The 19,010-nt window shown below is 66.1% G+C and carries 19 protein-coding genes and 1 pseudogene; 10 read left to right on the top strand and 10 right to left on the bottom strand.

The window, feature by feature from the left end; genetic code table 11:
* From ACYQ1K_RS25995 to ACYQ1K_RS25980, 4 genes are all read right to left on the bottom strand, one after another.
* A partial coding sequence (locus ACYQ1K_RS25995) for an LLM class flavin-dependent oxidoreductase (RefSeq protein ID WP_459986462.1) occupies nucleotides 1-423 on the bottom strand: 423 nt, incomplete at its 3' end.
* Nucleotides 424-478: 55 nt separating this feature from the next.
* On the bottom strand, nucleotides 479-856 hold the full coding sequence (locus ACYQ1K_RS25990; protein ID WP_459986461.1) for a Rid family hydrolase: 378 nt from the start codon (nucleotides 854-856) through the stop codon (nucleotides 479-481).
* A gap of 31 nt (nucleotides 857-887) precedes the next feature.
* Entirely contained in the window at nucleotides 888-1,442 is a 555-nt protein-coding gene (locus ACYQ1K_RS25985) for a flavin reductase family protein (protein ID WP_459986460.1), read from the bottom strand.
* Nucleotides 1,439-1,708, bottom strand: coding sequence for a hypothetical protein (locus tag ACYQ1K_RS25980; RefSeq protein ID WP_459986466.1), 270 nt, complete (start codon nucleotides 1,706-1,708; stop codon nucleotides 1,439-1,441). Before ACYQ1K_RS25980 ends, ACYQ1K_RS25985 begins: the two co-directional genes overlap by 4 nt.
* Here ACYQ1K_RS25980 and ACYQ1K_RS25975 point away from each other — a divergent pair.
* Both ACYQ1K_RS25975 and kce read left to right on the top strand, forming a co-directional pair.
* Nucleotides 1,610-2,017: an alpha-hydroxy acid oxidase gene (locus ACYQ1K_RS25975; RefSeq protein WP_459986459.1), complete on the top strand. Its 408-nt coding sequence runs from the start codon at nucleotides 1,610-1,612 to the stop codon at nucleotides 2,015-2,017. The genes ACYQ1K_RS25980 and ACYQ1K_RS25975 overlap by 99 nt on opposite strands.
* A 142-nt stretch (nucleotides 2,018-2,159) precedes the next feature.
* Nucleotides 2,160-3,092 carry a 3,5-dioxohexanoate:acetyl-CoA acetone transferase gene (gene kce / locus ACYQ1K_RS25970; protein ID WP_459986458.1) on the top strand — a complete coding sequence of 311 codons (933 nt, stop codon included), beginning with the start codon at nucleotides 2,160-2,162 and terminating at the stop codon, nucleotides 3,090-3,092.
* 42 nt (nucleotides 3,093-3,134) lie between these two features.
* Here the strand turns inward: kce and ACYQ1K_RS25965 are convergent, their stop codons facing one another.
* Nucleotides 3,135-4,178 (bottom strand): LLM class flavin-dependent oxidoreductase, encoded by a 1,044-nt coding sequence (locus ACYQ1K_RS25965; protein WP_459986457.1) that lies wholly within the window; start codon nucleotides 4,176-4,178, stop codon nucleotides 3,135-3,137.
* 62 nt (nucleotides 4,179-4,240) lie between these two features.
* On the opposite strand from ACYQ1K_RS25965, the gene ACYQ1K_RS25960 reads away from it, so the two are divergent.
* Both ACYQ1K_RS25960 and ACYQ1K_RS25955 read left to right on the top strand, forming a co-directional pair.
* Complete coding sequence (locus ACYQ1K_RS25960; RefSeq protein WP_459986456.1) at nucleotides 4,241-6,652, top strand: xanthine dehydrogenase family protein molybdopterin-binding subunit; 2,412 nt, start codon at nucleotides 4,241-4,243, stop codon at nucleotides 6,650-6,652.
* A gap of 226 nt (nucleotides 6,653-6,878) precedes the next feature.
* Nucleotides 6,879-8,276, top strand: coding sequence for an amidohydrolase family protein (locus tag ACYQ1K_RS25955; protein WP_459986455.1), 1,398 nt, complete (start codon nucleotides 6,879-6,881; stop codon nucleotides 8,274-8,276).
* 787 nt (nucleotides 8,277-9,063) lie between these two features.
* Here ACYQ1K_RS25955 and ACYQ1K_RS25950 read toward each other — a convergent pair.
* From ACYQ1K_RS25950 to ACYQ1K_RS25940, 3 genes are all read right to left on the bottom strand, one after another.
* Complete coding sequence (locus ACYQ1K_RS25950; RefSeq protein ID WP_459986454.1) at nucleotides 9,064-10,413, bottom strand: hypothetical protein; 1,350 nt, start codon at nucleotides 10,411-10,413, stop codon at nucleotides 9,064-9,066.
* Nucleotides 10,410-10,871 (bottom strand): hypothetical protein, encoded by a 462-nt coding sequence (locus ACYQ1K_RS25945; RefSeq protein ID WP_459986453.1) that lies wholly within the window; start codon nucleotides 10,869-10,871, stop codon nucleotides 10,410-10,412. Before ACYQ1K_RS25945 ends, ACYQ1K_RS25950 begins: the two co-directional genes overlap by 4 nt.
* 177 nt (nucleotides 10,872-11,048) lie before the next feature.
* Nucleotides 11,049-11,900 (bottom strand): class I SAM-dependent methyltransferase, encoded by an 852-nt coding sequence (locus ACYQ1K_RS25940; protein WP_459986451.1) that lies wholly within the window; start codon nucleotides 11,898-11,900, stop codon nucleotides 11,049-11,051.
* A 124-nt stretch (nucleotides 11,901-12,024) separates the two neighbouring features.
* Here ACYQ1K_RS25940 and ACYQ1K_RS25935 point away from each other — a divergent pair, with 124 nt between their 5' ends.
* The 5 genes from ACYQ1K_RS25935 (at nucleotide 12,025) to ACYQ1K_RS25915 (ending at nucleotide 15,965) form a co-directional block, all read left to right on the top strand.
* Nucleotides 12,025-12,687, top strand: a complete 663-nt coding sequence (locus ACYQ1K_RS25935) for a DsbA family protein (protein WP_245927121.1) — start codon at nucleotides 12,025-12,027, stop codon at nucleotides 12,685-12,687.
* A 42-nt stretch (nucleotides 12,688-12,729) separates the two neighbouring features.
* On the top strand, nucleotides 12,730-13,458 hold the full coding sequence (locus ACYQ1K_RS25930) for a vitamin K epoxide reductase family protein (RefSeq protein ID WP_109691810.1): 729 nt from the start codon (nucleotides 12,730-12,732) through the stop codon (nucleotides 13,456-13,458).
* A gap of 45 nt (nucleotides 13,459-13,503) precedes the next feature.
* On the top strand, nucleotides 13,504-14,283 hold the full coding sequence (locus ACYQ1K_RS25925; protein WP_211318605.1) for a cytochrome c biogenesis CcdA family protein: 780 nt from the start codon (nucleotides 13,504-13,506) through the stop codon (nucleotides 14,281-14,283).
* 208 nt (nucleotides 14,284-14,491) lie between these two features.
* On the top strand, nucleotides 14,492-15,037 hold the full coding sequence (locus ACYQ1K_RS25920) for a TlpA family protein disulfide reductase (RefSeq protein WP_459986448.1): 546 nt from the start codon (nucleotides 14,492-14,494) through the stop codon (nucleotides 15,035-15,037).
* Between the two features lie 388 nt (nucleotides 15,038-15,425).
* A complete protein-coding gene (locus ACYQ1K_RS25915) occupies nucleotides 15,426-15,965 on the top strand; it encodes a DUF3152 domain-containing protein (RefSeq protein WP_245927120.1) in 540 nt (179 codons plus the stop codon).
* A gap of 52 nt (nucleotides 15,966-16,017) precedes the next feature.
* Here ACYQ1K_RS25915 and ACYQ1K_RS25910 read toward each other — a convergent pair whose 3' ends face one another.
* Both ACYQ1K_RS25910 and ACYQ1K_RS25905 read right to left on the bottom strand, forming a co-directional pair.
* Nucleotides 16,018-16,974, bottom strand: coding sequence for a M56 family metallopeptidase (locus ACYQ1K_RS25910; RefSeq protein ID WP_109691808.1), 957 nt, complete (start codon nucleotides 16,972-16,974; stop codon nucleotides 16,018-16,020).
* Nucleotides 16,975-16,978: 4 nt separating this feature from the next.
* Nucleotides 16,979-17,362: a BlaI/MecI/CopY family transcriptional regulator gene (locus ACYQ1K_RS25905; protein ID WP_459986464.1), complete on the bottom strand. Its 384-nt coding sequence runs from the start codon at nucleotides 17,360-17,362 to the stop codon at nucleotides 16,979-16,981.
* A 122-nt stretch (nucleotides 17,363-17,484) separates the two neighbouring features.
* On the opposite strand from ACYQ1K_RS25905, the pseudogene lnt reads away from it, so the two are divergent.
* Nucleotides 17,485-19,008 (top strand): annotated as a pseudogene (lnt, locus tag ACYQ1K_RS25900) (apolipoprotein N-acyltransferase); the annotation flags it as partial.
* Between the last annotated feature and the right edge of the window lie 2 nt (nucleotides 19,009-19,010).

The raw sequence follows: 19,010 nt of genomic DNA, 5'->3' as shown, positions 1-19,010 counted from the left end.
TGCATATCCCTCCGGGAGGATGCCCATCTGTGCGTACTCGTCGAAGTACTGTCCGGTGACCAGATTGATCCCGAAGCGGCCGCCGCTGATCTCGTCGACAGTGGCAGCCATCTTCGCGGCGACGGCAGGGTTGAAGGCGAGCGGCTGGAGCGAGGCGATGATGCCGATCCGCTCGGTGACTGCGGCGAGCGCGCTCATCAGCGAAACGGATTCGAGGGAGTAGTCCCAGTGGTGCGTGGCGCCGCCGAATCCTCGCCACTTGATCATCGAGAACAGGTAGTCGAGGCCGATCGACTCGGCATACATGCCGATCTTTCGGTTGAGGTCCCAGGTCGGCATGTACTGCGGGGCGTTCTTCGAGATGATCCATCCGTTGTTCGCGATGGGCATGAACACGCCCACCTCGACTGGCTCGGTCGTCAATTGCTGCTCTCTTTACTTCAGGTTGGCAGGACAGGGAGGAGATGATGAGTTGGAGTTATGCCTTCGACGCGACAGCCGAGATCTCGATCGAGGCGCCCGCGACGAGGCCAGCCACCTGAACGGTGGCCCGGGCGGGGTACGGCTCTTGGAAGTACGTCTTGTAGATGTCGTCAAACGTCGGATAAAAGTCCCAAGACGTGACGTAGACGGTCGTGGCTACGAAATCGTTGAGTGTGAAGCCCGCGGATTGCGCGGTCGCGCTGAGGTTTCCCATGAGCTGGTGGATCTCGGCTTCGATGCCGCCTTCAGGAAGGACCCCGGTCGCATAGTCGAGGCCGATGTCACCGGACAGGTACAGGGTGCGTTCGGCCTGACGAGACTTGCTGTAGCCGGGGCTAGGGCGCAACTTCTTGTTGCTCGTTCCGTTGGTCATTCGACTTCTCCAGCTCGTGTGTTCGATTGAGTCAGGCGATCGCGTCGGCGAGCGCGTGGTAGCGGCCCTTGAAGAACAGCAGCGGCGACTGCTCCCGGTTGGGCGCGTGAGAGATTTCGAGCACCTGACCCACGACGATGAGGTGGTCCCCAGCCGGGTACTCCGAGGTCAGTTCGCAGTCGACCCAGGCGAGGCAATTGTCGAGGATCGGGTTTCCGGCGTTGGAGGGTTGCCAGCCGATTCCTCGCCATTTGTCGTCGCTGCGGCTTCCAAACTGGTTGGAAATGTGAACTTGGTCGCGGGAGAGCAGGTTCACGCAGAACCGACCAGCTTCCCGAATGGCCGGATACGTGCTCGACGAGACGCCGACCGAGAACGACACCAGGGCCGGTTCGAGGGAGACGCTGAAGAAGGACTGGCAGGTCAAACCGATGGGCTCGCCGTCCTTCGTGCTTGTGATGGTGGTGATTCCTGAGGCGAAGTGCCCAAGAGCGTCGCGGAATTGGCGAGAATCAAACTCACTGAGCCCGCCTTCGGACCTCTCGGCGGCGAGAGAGCGTGTCTGACGAGATGGGGAAATACTCACAACGTGACTCCTTCTGCGGCGTTGATTGCGGCACGCACGGTGGCGGCGTTGGTGGACGACCAGACATCGACACAGCTCTTGAGATCGGCCATGTCGCCGGCGATGTAGTACAAGGCCCTACTGGGGATCGATGGCCGGGAAAGGTTGCGGTCAAGGGTGTACAGACCGTGTCCGATGCCGAACGACTGGCCGATGCCGGGGTCGATGCAATCATCCTGAGCAACCACGGTGGTCGGCAGTTGGACCGTGCCCCAGTGCCGCTTCACCTGCTCCCACAGATCGTGCGGACCCTCAGGGCTCGGGAGACGGATGGTCTAGCCCCCAAGGTCGAGGTGCATCTGGACACCGGGATCATGTCGGGACAGGACATCGTGGCGGCACTCGCGCATGGCGCAGACTTCACGTTGATCGGCCGCGCGTATCTCTATGGGTTGATGGCAGGCGGCCGACCCGGCGTCGATCGCGCGATCACGATCCTCAGGGGGCAGGTCGAGCGGACCATGCGGCTGCTGGGGGTCAGTTCCCTCGACGAGCTCGAGCCAGGTCACGTGACGGCACTAGGGACATTTGCATGAGCCCTTCGGCACCGCCGCGGGCAGGTGCAACCCGTCTTACGGCGACGTCTTGGTGTCGCATGTCCATTGCCGCTAACCGCTGGTCAACACAACCCGGGACCGTCGTGGCAAGACGCTGCCCTCGTAGAAAGTTGGAGGAGTCATGTCGACCGTGAAACCGGTGATTCTGACGTGCGCCGTTACCGGCGCGATTCACACGCCCTCAATGTCGCCGCACCTTCCGGTTACACCTGAACAGATCATCGAGCAATCACTGGCCGCGGCCGAAGCCGGCGCAGCAGTTCTGCACTTGCATGCGCGCAACCCCGACAACGGCAAGCCGGACCAGACTCCCGAGGCTTTCGCGAAGTTCTTGCCTGCTATCCAACAGGGCACCGACGCGATCATCAATCTGACGAGCGGCGGCAGCCCCCACATGGACGTCAAAGAGCGGGTGAAGCCTGCGGCCGTGTTCAAGCCCGAGATCGCCTCGCTCAACATGGGATCGTTCAACTTCGGACTGTTTCCCTTGCTGGATCGCTACACCGACTTCGAGTTCGCGTGGGAACGCGAGCACCTCAAGAGCACTCGCGGTCTGGTCTTCCGCAACTCCTTTGAGGACATTGAGTTCATCCTGGAGACCTGTAGTGGCGGTGACACTCGATTCGAATTCGAGTGTTATGACACCGCTCACCTCTACACGCTCAAGCACTTCCTAGAGCGCGGTCTGGTCAAGCCACCTCTCTTCATCCAGACGGTCTTCGGCATCCTCGGCGGGATTGGGGCGCACGCAGAAGATGTCCTTCACATGAGGCGCACAGCCGACAGACTCTTTGGCAGCGACTACGAATGGTCAGTGCTCGGAGCGGGAGCGGCGCAGATGCGTATAGCTCTCGCCTCGGCGTCAAATGGAGGACATGTTCGTGTGGGACTTGAGGACTCCCTTTGGATCGGCCACGGCGAGCTTGCTCAGAGCAACGCCGCTCAGGTTCTCAAGGCACGGATGATGATCGAGAACCTAGGGCTGCGGCTCGCGACTCCGGCCGAGGCGCGGGCAATGCTTCACCTCAAGGGGTCGCACCTGACCGCGATCTGAGGGCCCACAGCCCCGGCAGATCTCGACAGGGCGGTCGAATGTTCACCTTGCGCCGGCAGCAGTCACCTGGGCGACGCCCGCGCTGTCCCGAAACAGAGGAAGGACGTGTTCGGAGTACTGCATCATGTCGGCCTCGTAGCTGCTGGTCTGAGAGTAGAAGCAGATGCGGGTCACGCCCACGGCCTCGAGCTCGCGGACTCGCTCGGCGCATCGTTCTGCGGTCCCAATGATCGTGAGGCGATCGATCATCTCGTCTGGCACGTAGTCGGCTTGCGCAGTGTCGCTGTGTACGTGTTTGTAGTAGTCGTACTCGGTTCGGCTGTTGTTGAGCGCCTCGAAGTCCGGGGGCAAGTTGTTGGCGCCGACGTTCCGCATGATCTCGGCGACCATGTTGCCGATCACTGCACCGAAGGGCCTGACCGTTTCGCGGGCTTGATCGAGGTTCTCCGAGACACACGTGGCGTTGGCTGCAACGACCTCGAAGTCGGTCAGGTCTCGCCCAACCTCGGCAGCGCCGGCGCGGACGTGGTCCATGGCCCATGAGATGTAAGAAGGGTCAGCGCACTCGATGATGACGCCATCGGCGCTGCGCCCCGCGGCGGCGAGCATGCGAGGGCCGTAGGCGGCTGCAATGACGGGAATCGCCTTGCCGCTGACCCAGGGCATGTGCACGTCGGTGCCGTCGTCGACGGTTGCGGTATCGCCGCTGGTGGTGGTTCGGATTAGTTTCATCGCGGACTCGAGTTCTGAGATGGTCGACGGCTTCCTGCCGACGACCCGGACGACACTGTCCCCACGGCCCATCCCGCACAACACTCGACCCTCGCCAAGGATCTGACGGAGGGTCGCCATCGCGCTCGCCACGACAAGTGGATCCCGGCTCACGGGATTGCCGACCATCATTCCGAAGCGCATGGTCGTCGACGTGCTTTGCCCGGCGAGGTAGCCCATGAGTGCGGAGACCTCGTTCCAGATGACGTGGGAGTCAGCGACCCAGAAGTCGTCGAAGTCCAACCTCTCAGCCAGTTGAAGGAGTTCGACTGCGCGTGCAGCGGGTGGAAAGACGCTGATGATTCCGAATTTCATGAGTGACCTCGTCTAAGGGTGGTACCGATGCGCCCAACTTAGGATCATGTCATCCTATCTGGATGAACAACGAGATGGCACCGACCCGCGGGCTGGTGGGTCGTCCGATCAAGCGGCGGGAAGACCGTCGTCTTCTCAGGGGCCGCGGTCACTATGTGGCAGATGTGAATCGTGACGCCATGCTCAGCATGGCCGTGCTTCGGTCTACGTCAGCGCACGCCAGGATCATCGAGATCGACGCCAGCGAGGTGCTGGCGCTTCCCGGTGTCGCAGCAGTTCTGACCTATGCCGACATCGACGGCCAGGTCGGTCTCCTGCCATGCAGCGACTTGCAGCCCGACAGCAAGCCGGCTCTCCAGACCGTCCTGGCCAACGGCGTCGTCCGTTACGTGGGTGAGCCCGTCGCCGTTGTCGTTGCTCAGGACGCCTATGCGGCCGAAGACGCCCTCGAATCCTTCATCGTCGAATACGAAGAGCTTCCGGTCGTCTTGGACCCCGTCGCCGCATGCGAAGACGGCAGTGCATTGCTCTTTCCGGACTTTGGCACCAACAAGGTCAGCACACTCAACCAGGACGTTGGCGACATCGAAGCTGCCCTCGCATCCGCCGACAAGGTCTATACCGAGACGTTCAAGATCCACCGACACGGCGCCGTCCCCTTGGAAACTCGCGGCGTCGTAGCCGAAGAGGACCCAGTAACAGGACGCGTCACCGTCTGGACGTCAACCCAGAACCCTCACCGGGTCCGGAAGTTCCTCACCGGCGTGCTCAACCTTCCCGAAAGCCGCATCAGGGTGATCGCACCCGACGTCGGCGGTGGTTTCGGCGCAAAGCTCGGCTTCTATCCGGAGGAGGCTCTCGCGCCCATCCTCGCCATGAGACTAGGTCGACCGATCAAGTGGATCGAGGACCGACGCGAGCACCTGCTCACAGCTACTCACGCCCGCGAACAGGTCCACAAGGTCAGCGTCGCCGTCGACCGCGATTCCGTCGTCACCGGTATCGACATTGAGTCGTGGACAAACAATGGGTCAGCGATGCAGACCACAGGGACGTCCGTGGCATCAATCACCTCCGCAATGCTGCGCGGGCCATACCGCATCCCCAACTACCGCGCCCGATCACATTCGGTTGTCACCAACAAGACGCCACTGGGGGTCTACCGCGGTGCCGGCCAACCCCAAGCGGTGTTCGTGATGGAGCGCTTGATGGACATCATTGCGGATGATCGAGGACTCGATCGTGCGGAATTCCGCCGGACAAACATGCTGACGCCCGATGAGCTTCCATCCGATCGCGGCACAGCGATCGTCCTTGCCGGAAAGGTCGAGTACGACACCGGTGACTACTCAAAGTGCATGGACATGGCTCTTGACCTAGTCGGCTACGCCGGGTTCGCGGAGAAGCAGGCGCACGCACGATCTGAGGGCCGCCATCTCGGACTAGGAATGGCCTGCTACGTCGAGGAAACAGCTATCGGTCCGTACGAAGCCGCAGACCTCAAAGTGGACCCACAAGGAAAGATCGTGGTTCGCACCGGCGCCACCTCGAGTGGACAAGGTCACGCGACGGCCTTCTCGCAACTTGCCGCTGAAGAGTTCGACATCCCGCTCGAAGACGTGACGGTGCTCGCGGGAGACACAGATATCGTCCCGGAGGGCATCGGTAGCTACGGAAGCCGTAGCGGCGCGATCGGCGGAGCAGCCGTCCGCATGGCGGCCAGGCGCGTCCGGGAAAAGGCGATGCGAATCGCATCAAACGCTCTCGAGATCGCCATCGAGGACCTCGAATGGTCGAGGGGCGGAGCGCAGGTGAAAGGTGCGCCCGATCAACGCCGGTCTCTTGCCGAACTCGCCCACCTTGCTCGCGCCTGGTACGACAGGATTCCAGGCGAGGATGCCTTCAACCTCGAGGCGCTCCACCATCACCAGGTCCCAGGAATCAGCTTCGCCAATGCCACACACGCGGCGATAGTCGAAATCGATCCGATCACGTGTGAGCTCCAAATCCTTCGGTACGTGGTGGTTCACGATTGCGGCACCCTCATCAACCCGATGATCGTCGAAGGCCAAGTCCACGGCGGGGTCGCGCAAGGACTCGGCGGATCGCTCCTCGAAGAGTTCGCCTACGACGACAGGGGGCAACCGCTGTGCACCACCTTCATGGACTACCTCATCCCCACGGCCTTTGACGTCCCCCACATCACCACCGACCACATGGAGTCGCCGACGCCCCTGAACCCGTTCGGGATGAAAGGCGCCGGTGAGGGCGGGGCAGTGGGGTCCCCAGCTGCTGTGACCAACGCGATCGCCGACGCCCTGCGGCCGTGGGGTGTGCATCTCACCCACGACGGGCCATTCGCCCCGTCGCATCTTCACGGAATTCTGAGTCGAACCGGCTCGACGGGCTCGCCCGCCGCGGCCAGCGCGACCGCCACGGCACGCGGGGCTGGACATCACAGTGCGGCAGGCTGAAGAACGGGCCATCGTGACGTTGGCACGCGGCAGCCCTGGACATGCCGACAAACTTCTGGTCTACTTTGGTGAAACAATGATTCATGACAGTGGTCGCACCCGAAGCTCTGGCTCGATGTTCACCCGCGCCTCGGGTCAGCAGGTCAAGCATCCGGTTGTGATCCGCTGTCGCCGATTTTGCTCGCACTCCACGAAGAATCGTTACGTCACATGAGGATGATCTGCCATGCATGAGCAGACCGCGCAAGGCGCACCGAGTCCTGAGGGCTCGGTCGAGGTTCTGGTCCGTACTGCCTCCACCGTGTATGTCGCTGACGGGTACGAGATCGCAGGTGGTGGGTGGATAGGCATCAAGGAAGGCCGGGTCGCAAAGCTTGGGGGCGCGCGGGATCAGGAGCCGACCGCCGGCAAGATCATTGATGTCGGCAACCGTCCGGTGACACCTGGTTTCGTCAATACGCACCATCACATCTTTCAGAACTTGGGCCGTAGCTACGCCCCCGTCGTGAACAGCCCGCTGTTTGAATGGGTGTCATTGCTGAGCGACATGTGGGCTCAGTTGGACGCCGACGACATCTATGTCTCGACCTATGTGGGTATCGCCGAGTTGCTACTCGGCGGCTGTACCACGTCAACCGACAACCTCTATGTCCACCCGAAGCCAGGATTCATCGACGCAGAGATTCGGGCGGCAAACGAAATTGGCTTCCGCTTCTATCCCACCCGCGGTGCTATGAACTTGTCGCGAAAGGACGGGGCTCTGGCCTCGGATCGCGTAGCACAGCCAACCGAGGTAATTGTCGAGGACTATCGGCAAGTCATTGAGAAGTATCACGATGCCTCTCCAGGGGCACTCACTCGAGTGGGACTCTCGCCCACCGCCCTCTTCACCAACGATTCGGCGCTCAACCGTGCAACGGTAGAAATGTCTGATCGCTACGACGTCCGGATCCACACCCACCTGGCTGAGGAGCGAGACGAGATCGAGTACTGTCAGGAGACCTTCGGGTCCACGCCAGTCGAGTACTTCGTGCGCCAGGGCTTGGCTACCAACCGGACTTGGGTAGCCCACTTCGGATACCCGACAGAATCCGAGGCGGAATTGCTAGCTGGCCTTGGAGTAGGGGTTTCCCACTGCCCGAGTTCCAACATGCTGGTCGCGGGCGGGACGGCACGAGTGCAATTTCTGCGCTCACTTGGAATGGCGGTTGGCCTGGGTTGTGATGGCTCAGCATCGACTGATCACGCGTCCATGTGGCAAGAGGCGCGCACGGCTCTCCTGGTAGGACGCTTCCGTGACGGCCCCGAGACGATGACTGCACGCGACGTGCTCGATGTAGCAACACGCGGTTCAGCTCAGTGCCTTGGTTGGGACGACGAAATCGGCCATCTCAAGGTGGGCGCCCTAGCCGATCTCGTCGCTTGGGACATGGACGAGGTTTCGATGGCTGGGGCCCACACCGACGCCCTGGAGGCCCTGTTGCGGTGCGGCCCGGCGAAGGCCTGGCTCACCATGGTCCAAGGACGGCCGCTCGTCGCAGAGGGTCAGTTGACCCTCCCCGCTCTGAGTGAAGCGCTGGAGCACCACAGAAGCGCCTCGAGACGGCTTCAAGGCTTGAGCTAAGAGGCCGACAGATCGCCCTTGTGGCTGCCGATCACTCACCCGCGGGCGTTGGGGACGGGGTCAGCGATGAGCGGCAGTTGGCTTCGCGCTCCTGGCTGGCCTGCTGGTGAGCATTCCTCCGGCCTTCACGTGGCCGTTCGAGCGGTATGTGGCCAGGCGCGGCCACCTCGGCGGCGACTGAGGATCCTCCTCCTTGGAGCCCGGGTCGGGGCAACCCGGTCTCGGGGACCGCGCAAACCTCGCCGGTTGGGTGGAGGACGGCGACGGCAAAGCCGGCGACGAGGACGACGCCCGAGTCCCGCGGCTGCGGCCCCGGTCGACGTGTCATCGGTGCCCGGGTCACTCTCCGGGGGAGGCCCTGCGGCGCGCTCGCGACAGCCACCCGACGAATCCGAGCGTCAAGAATGCGGTGAGGAGCCCGATGACGACCGTCGAGGTCGCCGACCCTCCCGAGTCTCCACCCTCTCGCGGCTCGTCTCGTGAGGGTGGGACCGCGTCATCGGGCTCGGTGGGGGAGGGGCCCCTTGGGGATGCGCCCCCCGGGGTAGGCGTTTCGGCGTCAGTGCTCTGGGCGACGGCTTGGTGTCGATCGACGGCCGTGCTGGGGTCGAAGGCATTGACGGCCGCGGCCGGCGAGGTGAGCACGAGCGCCCAGGCGGCCGCCAGCGGTATGAGCCTGACCACCGCCCACCATCGGCCAAGGCACACCGTGCGCACCCCGCTTGAATGGCCAGGCGGCTCGGCCCGGGTCCGTGTTGGCCTGATCTGTGGGTCTGTCATAGGTCTGTCATGCGCCGAAGAGCAGATAGAGGCCCATGAAGGTGTAGCCGACCATCGCGAAAAGCAGCGCGAGCTGACCAATGATGAGGTGGCGGCGTGCGAGCAGGGTGAGGGACCGGTCGTGTGCGGCGATGACGCCAAGGACGTGGCCAGTGACGATGGCGAGGACCTTGATGCTGGCCACGACCGAGGGGTGCTGGGAGAGCCAGTAGTTGATCTCCAGGTCTGCGGTGCCGAACAGGTTCGCCCCGGTGCCGCCGGGATCGCTGATCAGGATCAGCGTCTGCTGGCCGTACTCGACGAGGAAGGTGAGGTAGTGGGCGATCATGTACCCGACGATGATCGGCACGATCGAGTGGGCCAGCCGTCGGGGCAGCTCACGGCGCGGGGTCCCCTGGGGGCCGACGCCGGTGGCCATGGAAGCTGCGGTGAAGGTGATGCCGACGATCACGATGATCAGCAGCATCAGGCCGGTGCCGAGGCGGGTGAGGTCGATGCTGTTGGACTGGACAAACCGGATCCAGGTGACCGAGCTGCTCCAGCTGTCGTAGGCGGTGCTGCCGAGCAGTACAGCGACCACGGCGACCAGCCCGGCTTCGGGGGAGATGCGGGCGAGGTTGCGCAAGGGGCTGACGAGGACGAGCCTCCCAGCAGTGTTCCGGCTCCATGGTGAGAGGTGTCCGACGAGGGTGGAGTACACCTCGAAGGGGTCGGCACGGGAGACCCAGGTGGTGCCGAAAACGGCCCATCCGACGAGCATGGCAGCGGCGTAGAGGGCGAACCAGAGGCGGACGAAGTCGAGGTCGGTTCCGTCCGGCGAGACGAGTTCAAGCCAGACGAACGCGAAGAGCCCGAGGCTGGCGGGCCAGTATCCGAGCCACGGCGGGTAGGGCCGGAGGCCCTCACCCCGTCCGTCACTGTGTCTGTCGCCGTGAGTGCGGCCGACGGCCTTGTCGAGGAGCTCCAGGAGGGTGCGGACGGGGTTGACGGCGCGATAGGCGGACCCGAACAGCAGGGACACGGGCACGAGACCGACCCAGAGCCAAGCGTAGGCCACGCCGAAGACGGGGTTGGTCAGGTCGTTGGGACCGAGGACGGCGGGCCAGAGCATGAACCCGAGGAAGAGCAGACCGAGGGCTCGCAGCGCAATCTTCAATGCGGGACCGTCGAGGACCCGGGCGATCGGAGGCGGGACCAGCAGCTCGTGGCTGGGTGTGTCGAACCGTGCTTTGCGCCAGGCCAGGAGCAAGACGGCGAAGGAGATCGTCAGCGCCGCGGTACCGCCGGCGATCGCGAGATTGGCCGGAATCGGCAGGTCATCTGCGCCGCCCAGCCCGTGGGCGGAGATGTTGGTCAACGAACTTCCAGGATCGCGACGACCGCCCTGGTCTCGTGGTCCTCGACTTCGACACTTCCGGGGGTCTCAACGGTCGTCTCAGCGCGCGTCTCACCTTCGCCGAACTCGACGTATTGCTCGGGCTTGGAGTGCACGTGCAACTCGCCGGCGCGGTCGGAGGTGATGTTCCACACCAGCGTCTCGTTGACGGCGATTGAGAGCTCCTCCGCGTTGGGGGAGACCCTGTCGCCCTCGATGCGCACCTCGATGCTCGGCCCGGCCGGCGCCTCCTCAGCGGGTGACGCCGACTGGGGGGGCGAGGTTGAGGGCGACTCCTCGGGAGGCGTACTGCCGGAGTCGTCGGGGGCCGCCGCGGTGGCCTCCGGCGCGTCCCCGGTTGATTCACCGTCGCCGCCGGAGCAGGCGCTGAGAGCAAGCACAGCGGTCAGGGCGACCGCGATCAGGCGCGCTCTACGCATGGGGAGTCTCCTTCTGGGTGGCCGGGGGATCGGTCGTGACGTCGCCTCCGGGCCCCACGGCGTCAGTGTGGGAGACGGCGGCGCGGATCTACTATGCCGCATAGGACAGTGCCTCTCGAACGGGGCGCGCACTGGACGCGTTCGACGGTGAGCGTGCTTGGGGAGGGCCGGGTTCGGTCAGGTTCGGGTCGCGGTGACCAGCCAAGCGGCGCCGTCGAGGAACACGCCGTCCTCGCGCACGTACGGGGCAAGGGCGGTGGCGACCGCCTCCCAACCCTGGGCGGTGGCGGCCGGGCCGGCGTCGCCGAACACAGCGTCGCCGAGCTCACTTTGTCGCAGGAACCGCAGGGCGTCGCTCAGGTCCGCGCCTTGGTACATCGGCGCCACGGTCGGCTGGACCTCGACGTCGGTGAATCCGGCCTTGGCCAGCAGCGCCTGGGTGCGGGTGGGGTCGGCCAGCGAGAAGGCGGCATAGGACCAGCTGTCGGCGGTGAACTCGGGTGTCGGCACGTGCTCGAGTGCCGCAGTCAAAGGGACCATCAGGTGCTGCTGATGGGTTAGGTCCTGCCAGCAGGTGAACACCAGCCGACCGCCCGGGTGGAGCGCGGTGCACAGGTTGGCGAAAGCAGCGTCGGGGTCGGCGAAGAACATCACGCCGAACTGGCTGAGTGCGAGGTCGAACTCCTCGAAGCCGAGGTCCTCGGTGGTCTGGACGTCGGCGCGGATGAAGCGTGCGTTGTCGAGGCCGAGTTCGATGGCCCTGTGTTGGGCGACCTGCAGCATAGGGCTGGCGACGTCGACACCGACGACCTTGCCATGTGGTCCGACCGTGGTGGCGGCGTCGATGGTGCGATCACCCATGCCACAGCCGGCGTCGAGGACGCGCATACCGGGGCGCAGTTGAGCGGCGGCGAGGAGGGTGCTGCCGAAGGGTGCATGCATGCGCTCGTAACGGGCTTGCTCGGTGACCCAGCGTTGCCCGACTTCGCCGTCCCAGGCCCTGATCATGGGTGAGTTGTCTGGCTCCATTGCCCGCTCCATCGCCGGTTCCATCACTGTTGTCTCGTGTCGTGCACCAGGCCGAGGCGGCGCGGCCACCTACCCATCCACTACGATGCAGCATAGTAGTTGGTGTCGAGTCGAGGACGTGCGCGTGAGTACCCAGGTGAGAGTGGCCCTGCTGATTGCCGGGGCGTTCGTGATCGCGATCGGTGGCCTGCTGTTCTGGGCCGGTCGTGACGATGCGGCCGAGCCTGGCTCGGACGCCCCCGGTGGTGCTGCTGATCCGCGGCTGGTGCGCGAGGACAGCCGCATCATGGGTGAGGAGGGCTCTAGTGATGTGGTGCTCGTGGAGTTCCTGGACTTCGAGTGCGAAGCCTGCGGGGCCGCCTATCCGATCATCGAGCAACTCCGCGAGGAGTACGCCGGCGAGGTGACGTTCGTGGCTCGCTACTTCCCACTGCCCGGGCACTTCAACTCCGAGCGCGCCGCCCGCGCGGTGGAGTCGGCGGCGAGGCAGGGCAAGTTCGAGGAGATGTACCAGCGGATGTTCGAGACCCAATCTTCCTGGGGTGAGCAGCAGGAGCCCTTGGACGACCTCTTTCGCGAGTACGCCGTCGAGATCGGCCTGGACATGGACCAGTACGACGCCGACTACGCCTCTGACGAGGTGGCCGACCGGGTTCAGCGCGACGTCGCCGACGGCACCGACCTCGGAGTCCAGGGGACCCCGACGTTTTACCTCAACGGCGAGCTGTTCGAGCCGACCTCGGCCGAGGACTTCAACACCGCGATCGACGACGCCCTCAACCAGTGAGTGGGGAGTGAGGGGCGCGTGAGACCAGCATCGGGGAAGACCATGCCGGACGCAGCGGTCACCGACCCGGCAGTCACCGACCGCAGCGCAGTCGTCGCCGAGACACAGATTGACCGGGACACCAACCAGACGACTGGCCAGCCGACGGATGACACGGCGAGGGGGCGGTCGCTCGGGGCTCGTCCCGTGTCGGATCGTGCTCTGGCGTGGCTGATGCTCGTGGGGGGCGTCGTCGGTTTCACGGCGGCGTTCGTGCTGGCGGTGGAAAAGATCGCGCTATTGACCGACCCGAGCTACACGCCCTCGTGCAGCCTGAACCCGGTGCTCAGCTGCGGGTCGGTGATGCAGACAGCGCAGGCCGAGGCGTTCGGGTTCCCGAATCCGTTGCTCGGGGTGGCGGCGTTCCCGGTGGTTGCCGCCACGGGCGCCGCGCTGCTGGCGGGCGCCCGGCTGGCCCGCTGGTACTGGCTGGGGCTGCAGGCCGGTGTCACCTTCGGGTTGGTGTTCGTGGGATGGCTGATCTTCCAGAGCCTGTACCGAATCGGCGCCTTGTGCCCTTACTGCATGGTCGTGTGGACGGTGATGCTGCCGCTGTTCGGCTACGTCACGCTTCGCAACGCCACCACCGGGATGTTCGGCGCGAAGGTCGGCGGGAGCCGGGTGGTGCGGGTGGCTGCGCAGTGGCACCTGGTGGTGCTGACGACGGCGGTCGTGGTCGCGCTGGGCCTGATCGCAGACCGGTTCTGGTACTACTGGTCGACCCTGGTCTGAGCGCGACATGACCAGCATGAACGTCGTCGGGGTGGGGGTGGTCGCGTGAACGGGCTGCAGGACACCGTTCTCTCCGGCTCCCTCCTGTTGGCGGCCGTGGTCGCCGTCGCCGCTGGGGTGGTGTCTTTCTTCTCCCCTTGCTCGCTGCCGCTGTTGCCGGGCTACCTGTCCTATGTGGCCGGGGTGTCGGGCCAGGAGTCGACGGTCGTGCGCGAGCTCCAAGGTCATGCGCCGACGGCACGCGGTCGCACGATCGCGGGTGCGGGGTTGTTCGTGCTCGGGTTCGCGGCGGTGTTCACCAGTTACGGCGCGTTGTTCGGTGCGTTGGGTTCCCAGCTGGTGCGCCACCAGGAGGACATCATCCGGTTCTCGGGGGCGCTGACGGTGCTGTTCGGGCTGGTGTTCGCGCTCGCGGGCGCCCGGGTTCCGCTCCTGGGGCGAACGGTGCGGCTGCGGTACCGGCCGCGGGTCGGGCTGGCCGGCGCGCCACTGCTGGGTGTGGTGTTCGGGGTGGGGTGGACTCCCTGCATCGGCCCCGCGTTGGCTGCGGTGCTCACGTTGGCGACGAGCTCTGCCACGGCGGGTCGTGGCGCGGTTCTGGCGTTCGCCTACAGCCTCGGGTTGGGTCTGCCCTTCCTGCTGGCGGCGTTCTCGGTCAGTGGAGCGATGCGGCGGTTGGCGTGGGCCCGGCTCCACGTCAGGGCGATCGCGCGTGCCGGCGGCGGGTTTCTGATCGTCTTGGGGGTCCTCCAGTTGACCGGGGTGTGGTCGGAGTGGATGGCCGCGATGCAGGCCCTGATAGCCGGCTGGCAACCCCCCATCTAGTACACCCACGACTGATACGGGTGCAGAACGGATCGAATACCGCGGGATCGGCCCCGGTTGGCAGAAGGGGGAGGAAGGGATGGAAGGCGAGGCAATGGTCAGCAGACCCAGCACACTTGGTCCGGCCGGTGCACCCGGTTCATCTGGTAGGCCGTCCCCGTCTCGGACCCCGGGGACGCGGATCCTGTCCGTCCTGGTCGTCCTCGCCGTGATCGGTCTGGTGGCGTGGCTGGTCGCTAGCCGTTCAGACGGTGGTGACCCGCGGGCGCGGTCCGCCGACGGGTCGGTGGTCGAGGAGTTCGAGCCTGACGACCGGATCGAGGGCGAGCCGTTCCAGGCACGGATGCTCAGCGGGGATCGGTTCGATTCCGGCGATCTAGCCGGCCAGGTCGCGGTCTACAACGTGTGGGGTTCGTGGTGCGTGCCCTGCGTGACCGAGGCACCCGAGTTGGTCGAGGTCGCGGAGGAGTTCACCGGCCAGGTGCAGTTCGTTGGCATCAACGTGCGCGACAACGACGCGGCCGCGCGTGCTTTCGAGCGCGATCACGGCGTGCCCTACGACAGCATCGTTTCCTCGGACTCGAGCGAGGCGATGCTCGCCTTCCAGGGAGCCCTGGCCGCCGCGGCGGTGCCGACCACGCTGGTCGTCGACCCCGAAGGCCGGGTCGCGGCCCGTGTCGTGGGGCCGGTGACTGCGAGCACGCTGCGTGCCTTGATCGAGCCCGTGTTGGCCGAGACGGATGCGCAGGACTAGAGCCGCCGCGGGTCGCCGGCCCGGCGGTGCCCGATCCAACAGGTATCGAGTCGACAGCAGCCGGTCCGGGAGGCATCGGTCGGGCAGGCACCGCCGTGCCGGGTCGGCTCGACGTGGAATCGTCGTCTCCGCGCTGGTGGCGATGGTGCTGGGTGGTACAACTGCGGCGGTCAGTGGCGGGCTCGGACGGCCGCAGTCCACGGCGGCGAGGACGCCTCCACCGGAGGCGCCGCCCATGCTCGACGAGCCAGCCGCGCAACCGGCTCCGACGCCTGGGCCGCCCGCGTCGAGACCGAAGTTGCGGGCGAGGGACAGGGCCGAGCGGGACCGCACCGGGCGCGCGCCAGCCGGATCGCGGTCGACACGTGACGCGATGGGGCAGGCGGGGGTGAGGATCCCGGCTGGCGGGTCCGGCAAGTTCGTCGTGACCGCGCCCCCAGGCAACAGCGCCGACCACGCTGCCGGAGCCGGGGAGCTGACCTACACGGTGGAGATCGAGGAAGGTCTCCCGTTCGCCCCGACGGTGACCGCGCGCACGATCGACCGCATCCTGGACGATGACCGGGGCTGGGCGACGGTGGCCGGCCGCACGTTCCACCAGGTCGCCGAGGCTGGTGAGCTGCGGATGCTGATCGCCACACCGGAAACCACGGATGTGCTCTGTGCGCCGCTGAGGACGAACGGCGAGGTCTCCTGCCGCAACGGGGACCTGGTCGTGCTCAACGCCCGGCGGTGGGCCTTCGGCACGGACGACTACCAGGATGCGGTGCCGATGTACCGCACGTACCTGGTCAATCACGAGGTCGGGCACGCCATCGGGTACGCCCACGCCGACTGTCCCGGACCGGGCGAGCGGGCGCCGGTGATGCAGCAACAGACCTACGGGCTGGACGGCTGTCGGCGCAACCCCTGGCCGAATGTCGGCTGAGAGCCAACGACGCGCGCCCAGCCACGGACGGAGCGACCAGTCGGCTGGGGTCTCAACCGAGGATGGTGGTGCAGCCGGTGATGATCATCTCGACTATCGGGGACATCGCCAGCGCGACCGGCGTCGCCAGCAGGATGGCCGTACCCAGGGCGACCGCGAGGCTTTGGCGGCGCTTCCACGGCTTCCACGGTCCCGCGGCGGCCGCGAGCCGCTCCACCCGGGCCACGGCGGCCACGTTGCCGGCGCCGAGTCCGGACTCGGGCACCCCTGCGGCAAGGCCGGAGCCGAGTGTCACCAGGGCCCGGGCGAGCCCATGGCGGTCGTGGGCGGCGTCGTCGGCCTGCATTTCGATCAAGGTGGACACCTGCTCGTGTGCCACTCGGAAGACCGCCACAGGGCCTAGCGCGCGGCGCAGTACGTCGGCGAGCGCGAGGGCCAGGTCGTGACGTGACCGTAGGTGGGATCGCTCGTGGGCGAGCACGAGTTCCAGCTCGTGCGGGTCCAGCACCTCGAGGGCGGCGCTGGTGACCACGACTCGCTTGCGCAGTCCTGGGAGGCAGTAGACCAGTGGCTTGGGATGCTTGACGATCACGAACCCGTCGGGGTGCTCGGTGCCGAGTACGCGCAGCAGGGTCAGCTGGGTGTGGCGGCCGCGGGCGGCGTTGACCACGGTCGAGGTGGTCAGCCAAAGCATCCGGATGGCGAGCCCCGCCGCGGCCAGAGCGGCGAGGTAGGCGACCCAGGTGCCCGCTGGGGTCTGGTAGTGCTCGATGACCTCGGCCGGGGTGGTGCGGCATAGCCGGGCGATGAACTCGGCGAGGGGTGTGAGCGGTGCGGCGAGGGTGAGGCCGACGAGCGCGATCGCGGCGACGACCGAGATCGTCAGTGCCTGCCAGGCCAGAATGCCCCAGCCGGGAGCTCGCTGCACCCAGGCCGCGCCGAGAAGGAGCCGCGGGCCGAGGGCAGCGGCCAATGCGACGAAGACGAGGAGGACGGCGGGGGCAAGCACACGCTCACTCCTTCTCGCCTGGATCACGTGACTGATTGCCGCGCTTGCTGAACTTCGCCAGGGCGGTGCGAACTTGGACCTGTTCTTCTGAGGAGAGCTGCTCGACGAAGTTGAGCAGCGCGGCGCCACGGTCGGCGGTCTGGGCGAGGACGTCTTCGAGCATGCTCGCGGTGTGGTCCTCCTGGGACATGACCGCGGTATAAACATAGGCACGGCCTTGCTTCTGCCGGTGTACGAGCCCCTTGCGGTGCAGGTTGTCGAGCACGGTCATCACCGTGGTGTAGGCGATCTTGCGCTCCCGCTGGAGATCGTCGACGACCTCGCGCACCGAGGCTGGGCGATCCCAGTCCCATAGTCGATGCATGACAGCTGCTTCGAGTTGTCCCATCTGCTTCATCCGACCTCCGCGCCTCCGCACTCATCAACGGCCTACTATGCTGCATCGTAGATCGGTTGGTTCGTCCCGTCTCGTTGCTGCTCTTCTGGCTCCAGTTCCGTCCTCAGGGTCCCATGTCCTCCAACTCTCCCGCACCTTCCGGTCGGACCGGGGCTCCTCGCGCCGCGACCCGCACCGGGCCTGCTGGAGACCGATACAGCCTTAGCGGCGAGCTCGGCGGGTGCAGCCCGATCGGTCGACGTGGCGGCCTCGTCAACGCGGTCGGTGCCGCCGGGGGAGGTCTGGTGGCCGCGCTGTGCTTTGAGCCGGTGGGTGCAGGCTGGCTCGCACCGGTCGCGATGGCGCTGCTGTGGGCCAGCGTGGCCCGCGCGCCGCTGAGGTTCGCGGCCTTCTCGGGGCTGTGCTTCGGTCTGGCCTTCATGCTCGTGCTGTTGTGGTGGCTGGAGGACTCGATCGGCTGGGCGGCCTGGCTGGGCCTTGCCGGTGCCCTGGCGGTGAGTGTCGCCGTGGCCAGCGTCGGGGTGCGTGCGGTGGCGTCGCTCCCGGCCGGGCCGGTGTGGGCCGGTGCGGTGTGGATCGGTGTCGAGTCGTTGCGCAGCGGCTGGCCGCTGGGAGGTATGCCGTGGGGCCGGCTCGGATTCACCGCCATCGACACCCCGTGGCAGTCGCTCCTCCCCTACACCGGGATCACCGGCACCGGGCTTCTCATCGCGACCGGAGGCTTCACATTTGCCCACGCCTGCAGCGTCTTCCTGCGCCGCACTTCATCGCCGCGTCGCACCGCGGCCGCCGGAATGCTGGCGGGCGTATGCGCGGCCGTTCTCGCGGGGGCGATCTGGCCCTACCACGTGCCGGCCGTCGCGACGACCACAGTGGCCGCGGTCCAAGGCGGCGTGCCCGGCGATGGCCGGGATCTGGCTGGTCATCACCGGGCGGTCACCAGCAACCACGTCGAGGCGACCACCGCGCTCGCCGACAGCCTCACCTCCAAGCAGAGGGAGTCGCTCGTGTTGGTGGTGTGGCCGGAGAACGCTACCGCCGTCGATCCGGTCCGCGACCCCGTTGCGCGCGCGGCCATCGAGGAGGCCGTGGCCGCCATCGGCGTTCCGGTGCTGGTCGGGGGGATCTTCGATGGCCCGACCGCTGAGACGGCCTACAACCGCGGACTGCTCTGGCGACCCGACCGCGGACCCAGGCTCGGTGGGAGCGGAGCGTACACGAAGACGCATCCGGTGCCCTTCGGGGAGCACATTCCGTGGCGGTCGGTGATCGGTGGCTGGTCGTCGCGATTCGACCGCATCCCACGTGACATGCTTCCCGGCCAAGGCGAGGGACCACTGTCGGTGTACGGGCTACTGGTAGCGGACGCGATCTGCTTCGACGTCGCCTACGACGACGTCCTTCCCGGCCAGGTCGCTCGCGGTGGACAGATCGCGGTGGTGCAGACCAGCAACGCCACCTTCACCGGAACCACCCAGCCCGAGCAGCAGTTCGAGATCACTCGGGCTCGGGCAGTTGAGCTCGGGCGGACGGTCGTGGTGGCCTCGACCAACGGTGTCTCCGGGGTCATCGCCGGCGACGGCGAAGTGACCCAACGTGCAACAGGGGAGGAGACCGCGACGCTCGTTGCCGAGGTTGA

Source organism: Nocardioides sp. AN3, from assembly GCF_054653495.1.
This window is presented reverse-complemented; position numbering and strand designations above follow the sequence as displayed.

Coding starts and splice junctions, on each gene's coding strand:
- ACYQ1K_RS25990 (WP_459986461.1), bottom strand. CDS start 856: ATGACCAACGGAACGAGCAACAAGAAGTTGCGCCCTAGCCCCGGCTAC.
- kce (WP_459986458.1), top strand. CDS start 2,160: ATGTCGACCGTGAAACCGGTGATTCTGACGTGCGCCGTTACCGGCGCG.
- ACYQ1K_RS25965 (WP_459986457.1), bottom strand. CDS start 4,178: ATGAAATTCGGAATCATCAGCGTCTTTCCACCCGCTGCACGCGCAGTC.
- ACYQ1K_RS25960 (WP_459986456.1), top strand. CDS start 4,241: ATGAACAACGAGATGGCACCGACCCGCGGGCTGGTGGGTCGTCCGATC.
- ACYQ1K_RS25955 (WP_459986455.1), top strand. CDS start 6,879: ATGCATGAGCAGACCGCGCAAGGCGCACCGAGTCCTGAGGGCTCGGTC.
- ACYQ1K_RS25945 (WP_459986453.1), bottom strand. CDS start 10,871: ATGCGTAGAGCGCGCCTGATCGCGGTCGCCCTGACCGCTGTGCTTGCT.
- ACYQ1K_RS25940 (WP_459986451.1), bottom strand. CDS start 11,900: ATGGAGCCAGACAACTCACCCATGATCAGGGCCTGGGACGGCGAAGTC.
- ACYQ1K_RS25930 (WP_109691810.1), top strand. CDS start 12,730: ATGCCGGACGCAGCGGTCACCGACCCGGCAGTCACCGACCGCAGCGCA.
- ACYQ1K_RS25905 (WP_459986464.1), bottom strand. CDS start 17,362: ATGGGACAACTCGAAGCAGCTGTCATGCATCGACTATGGGACTGGGAT.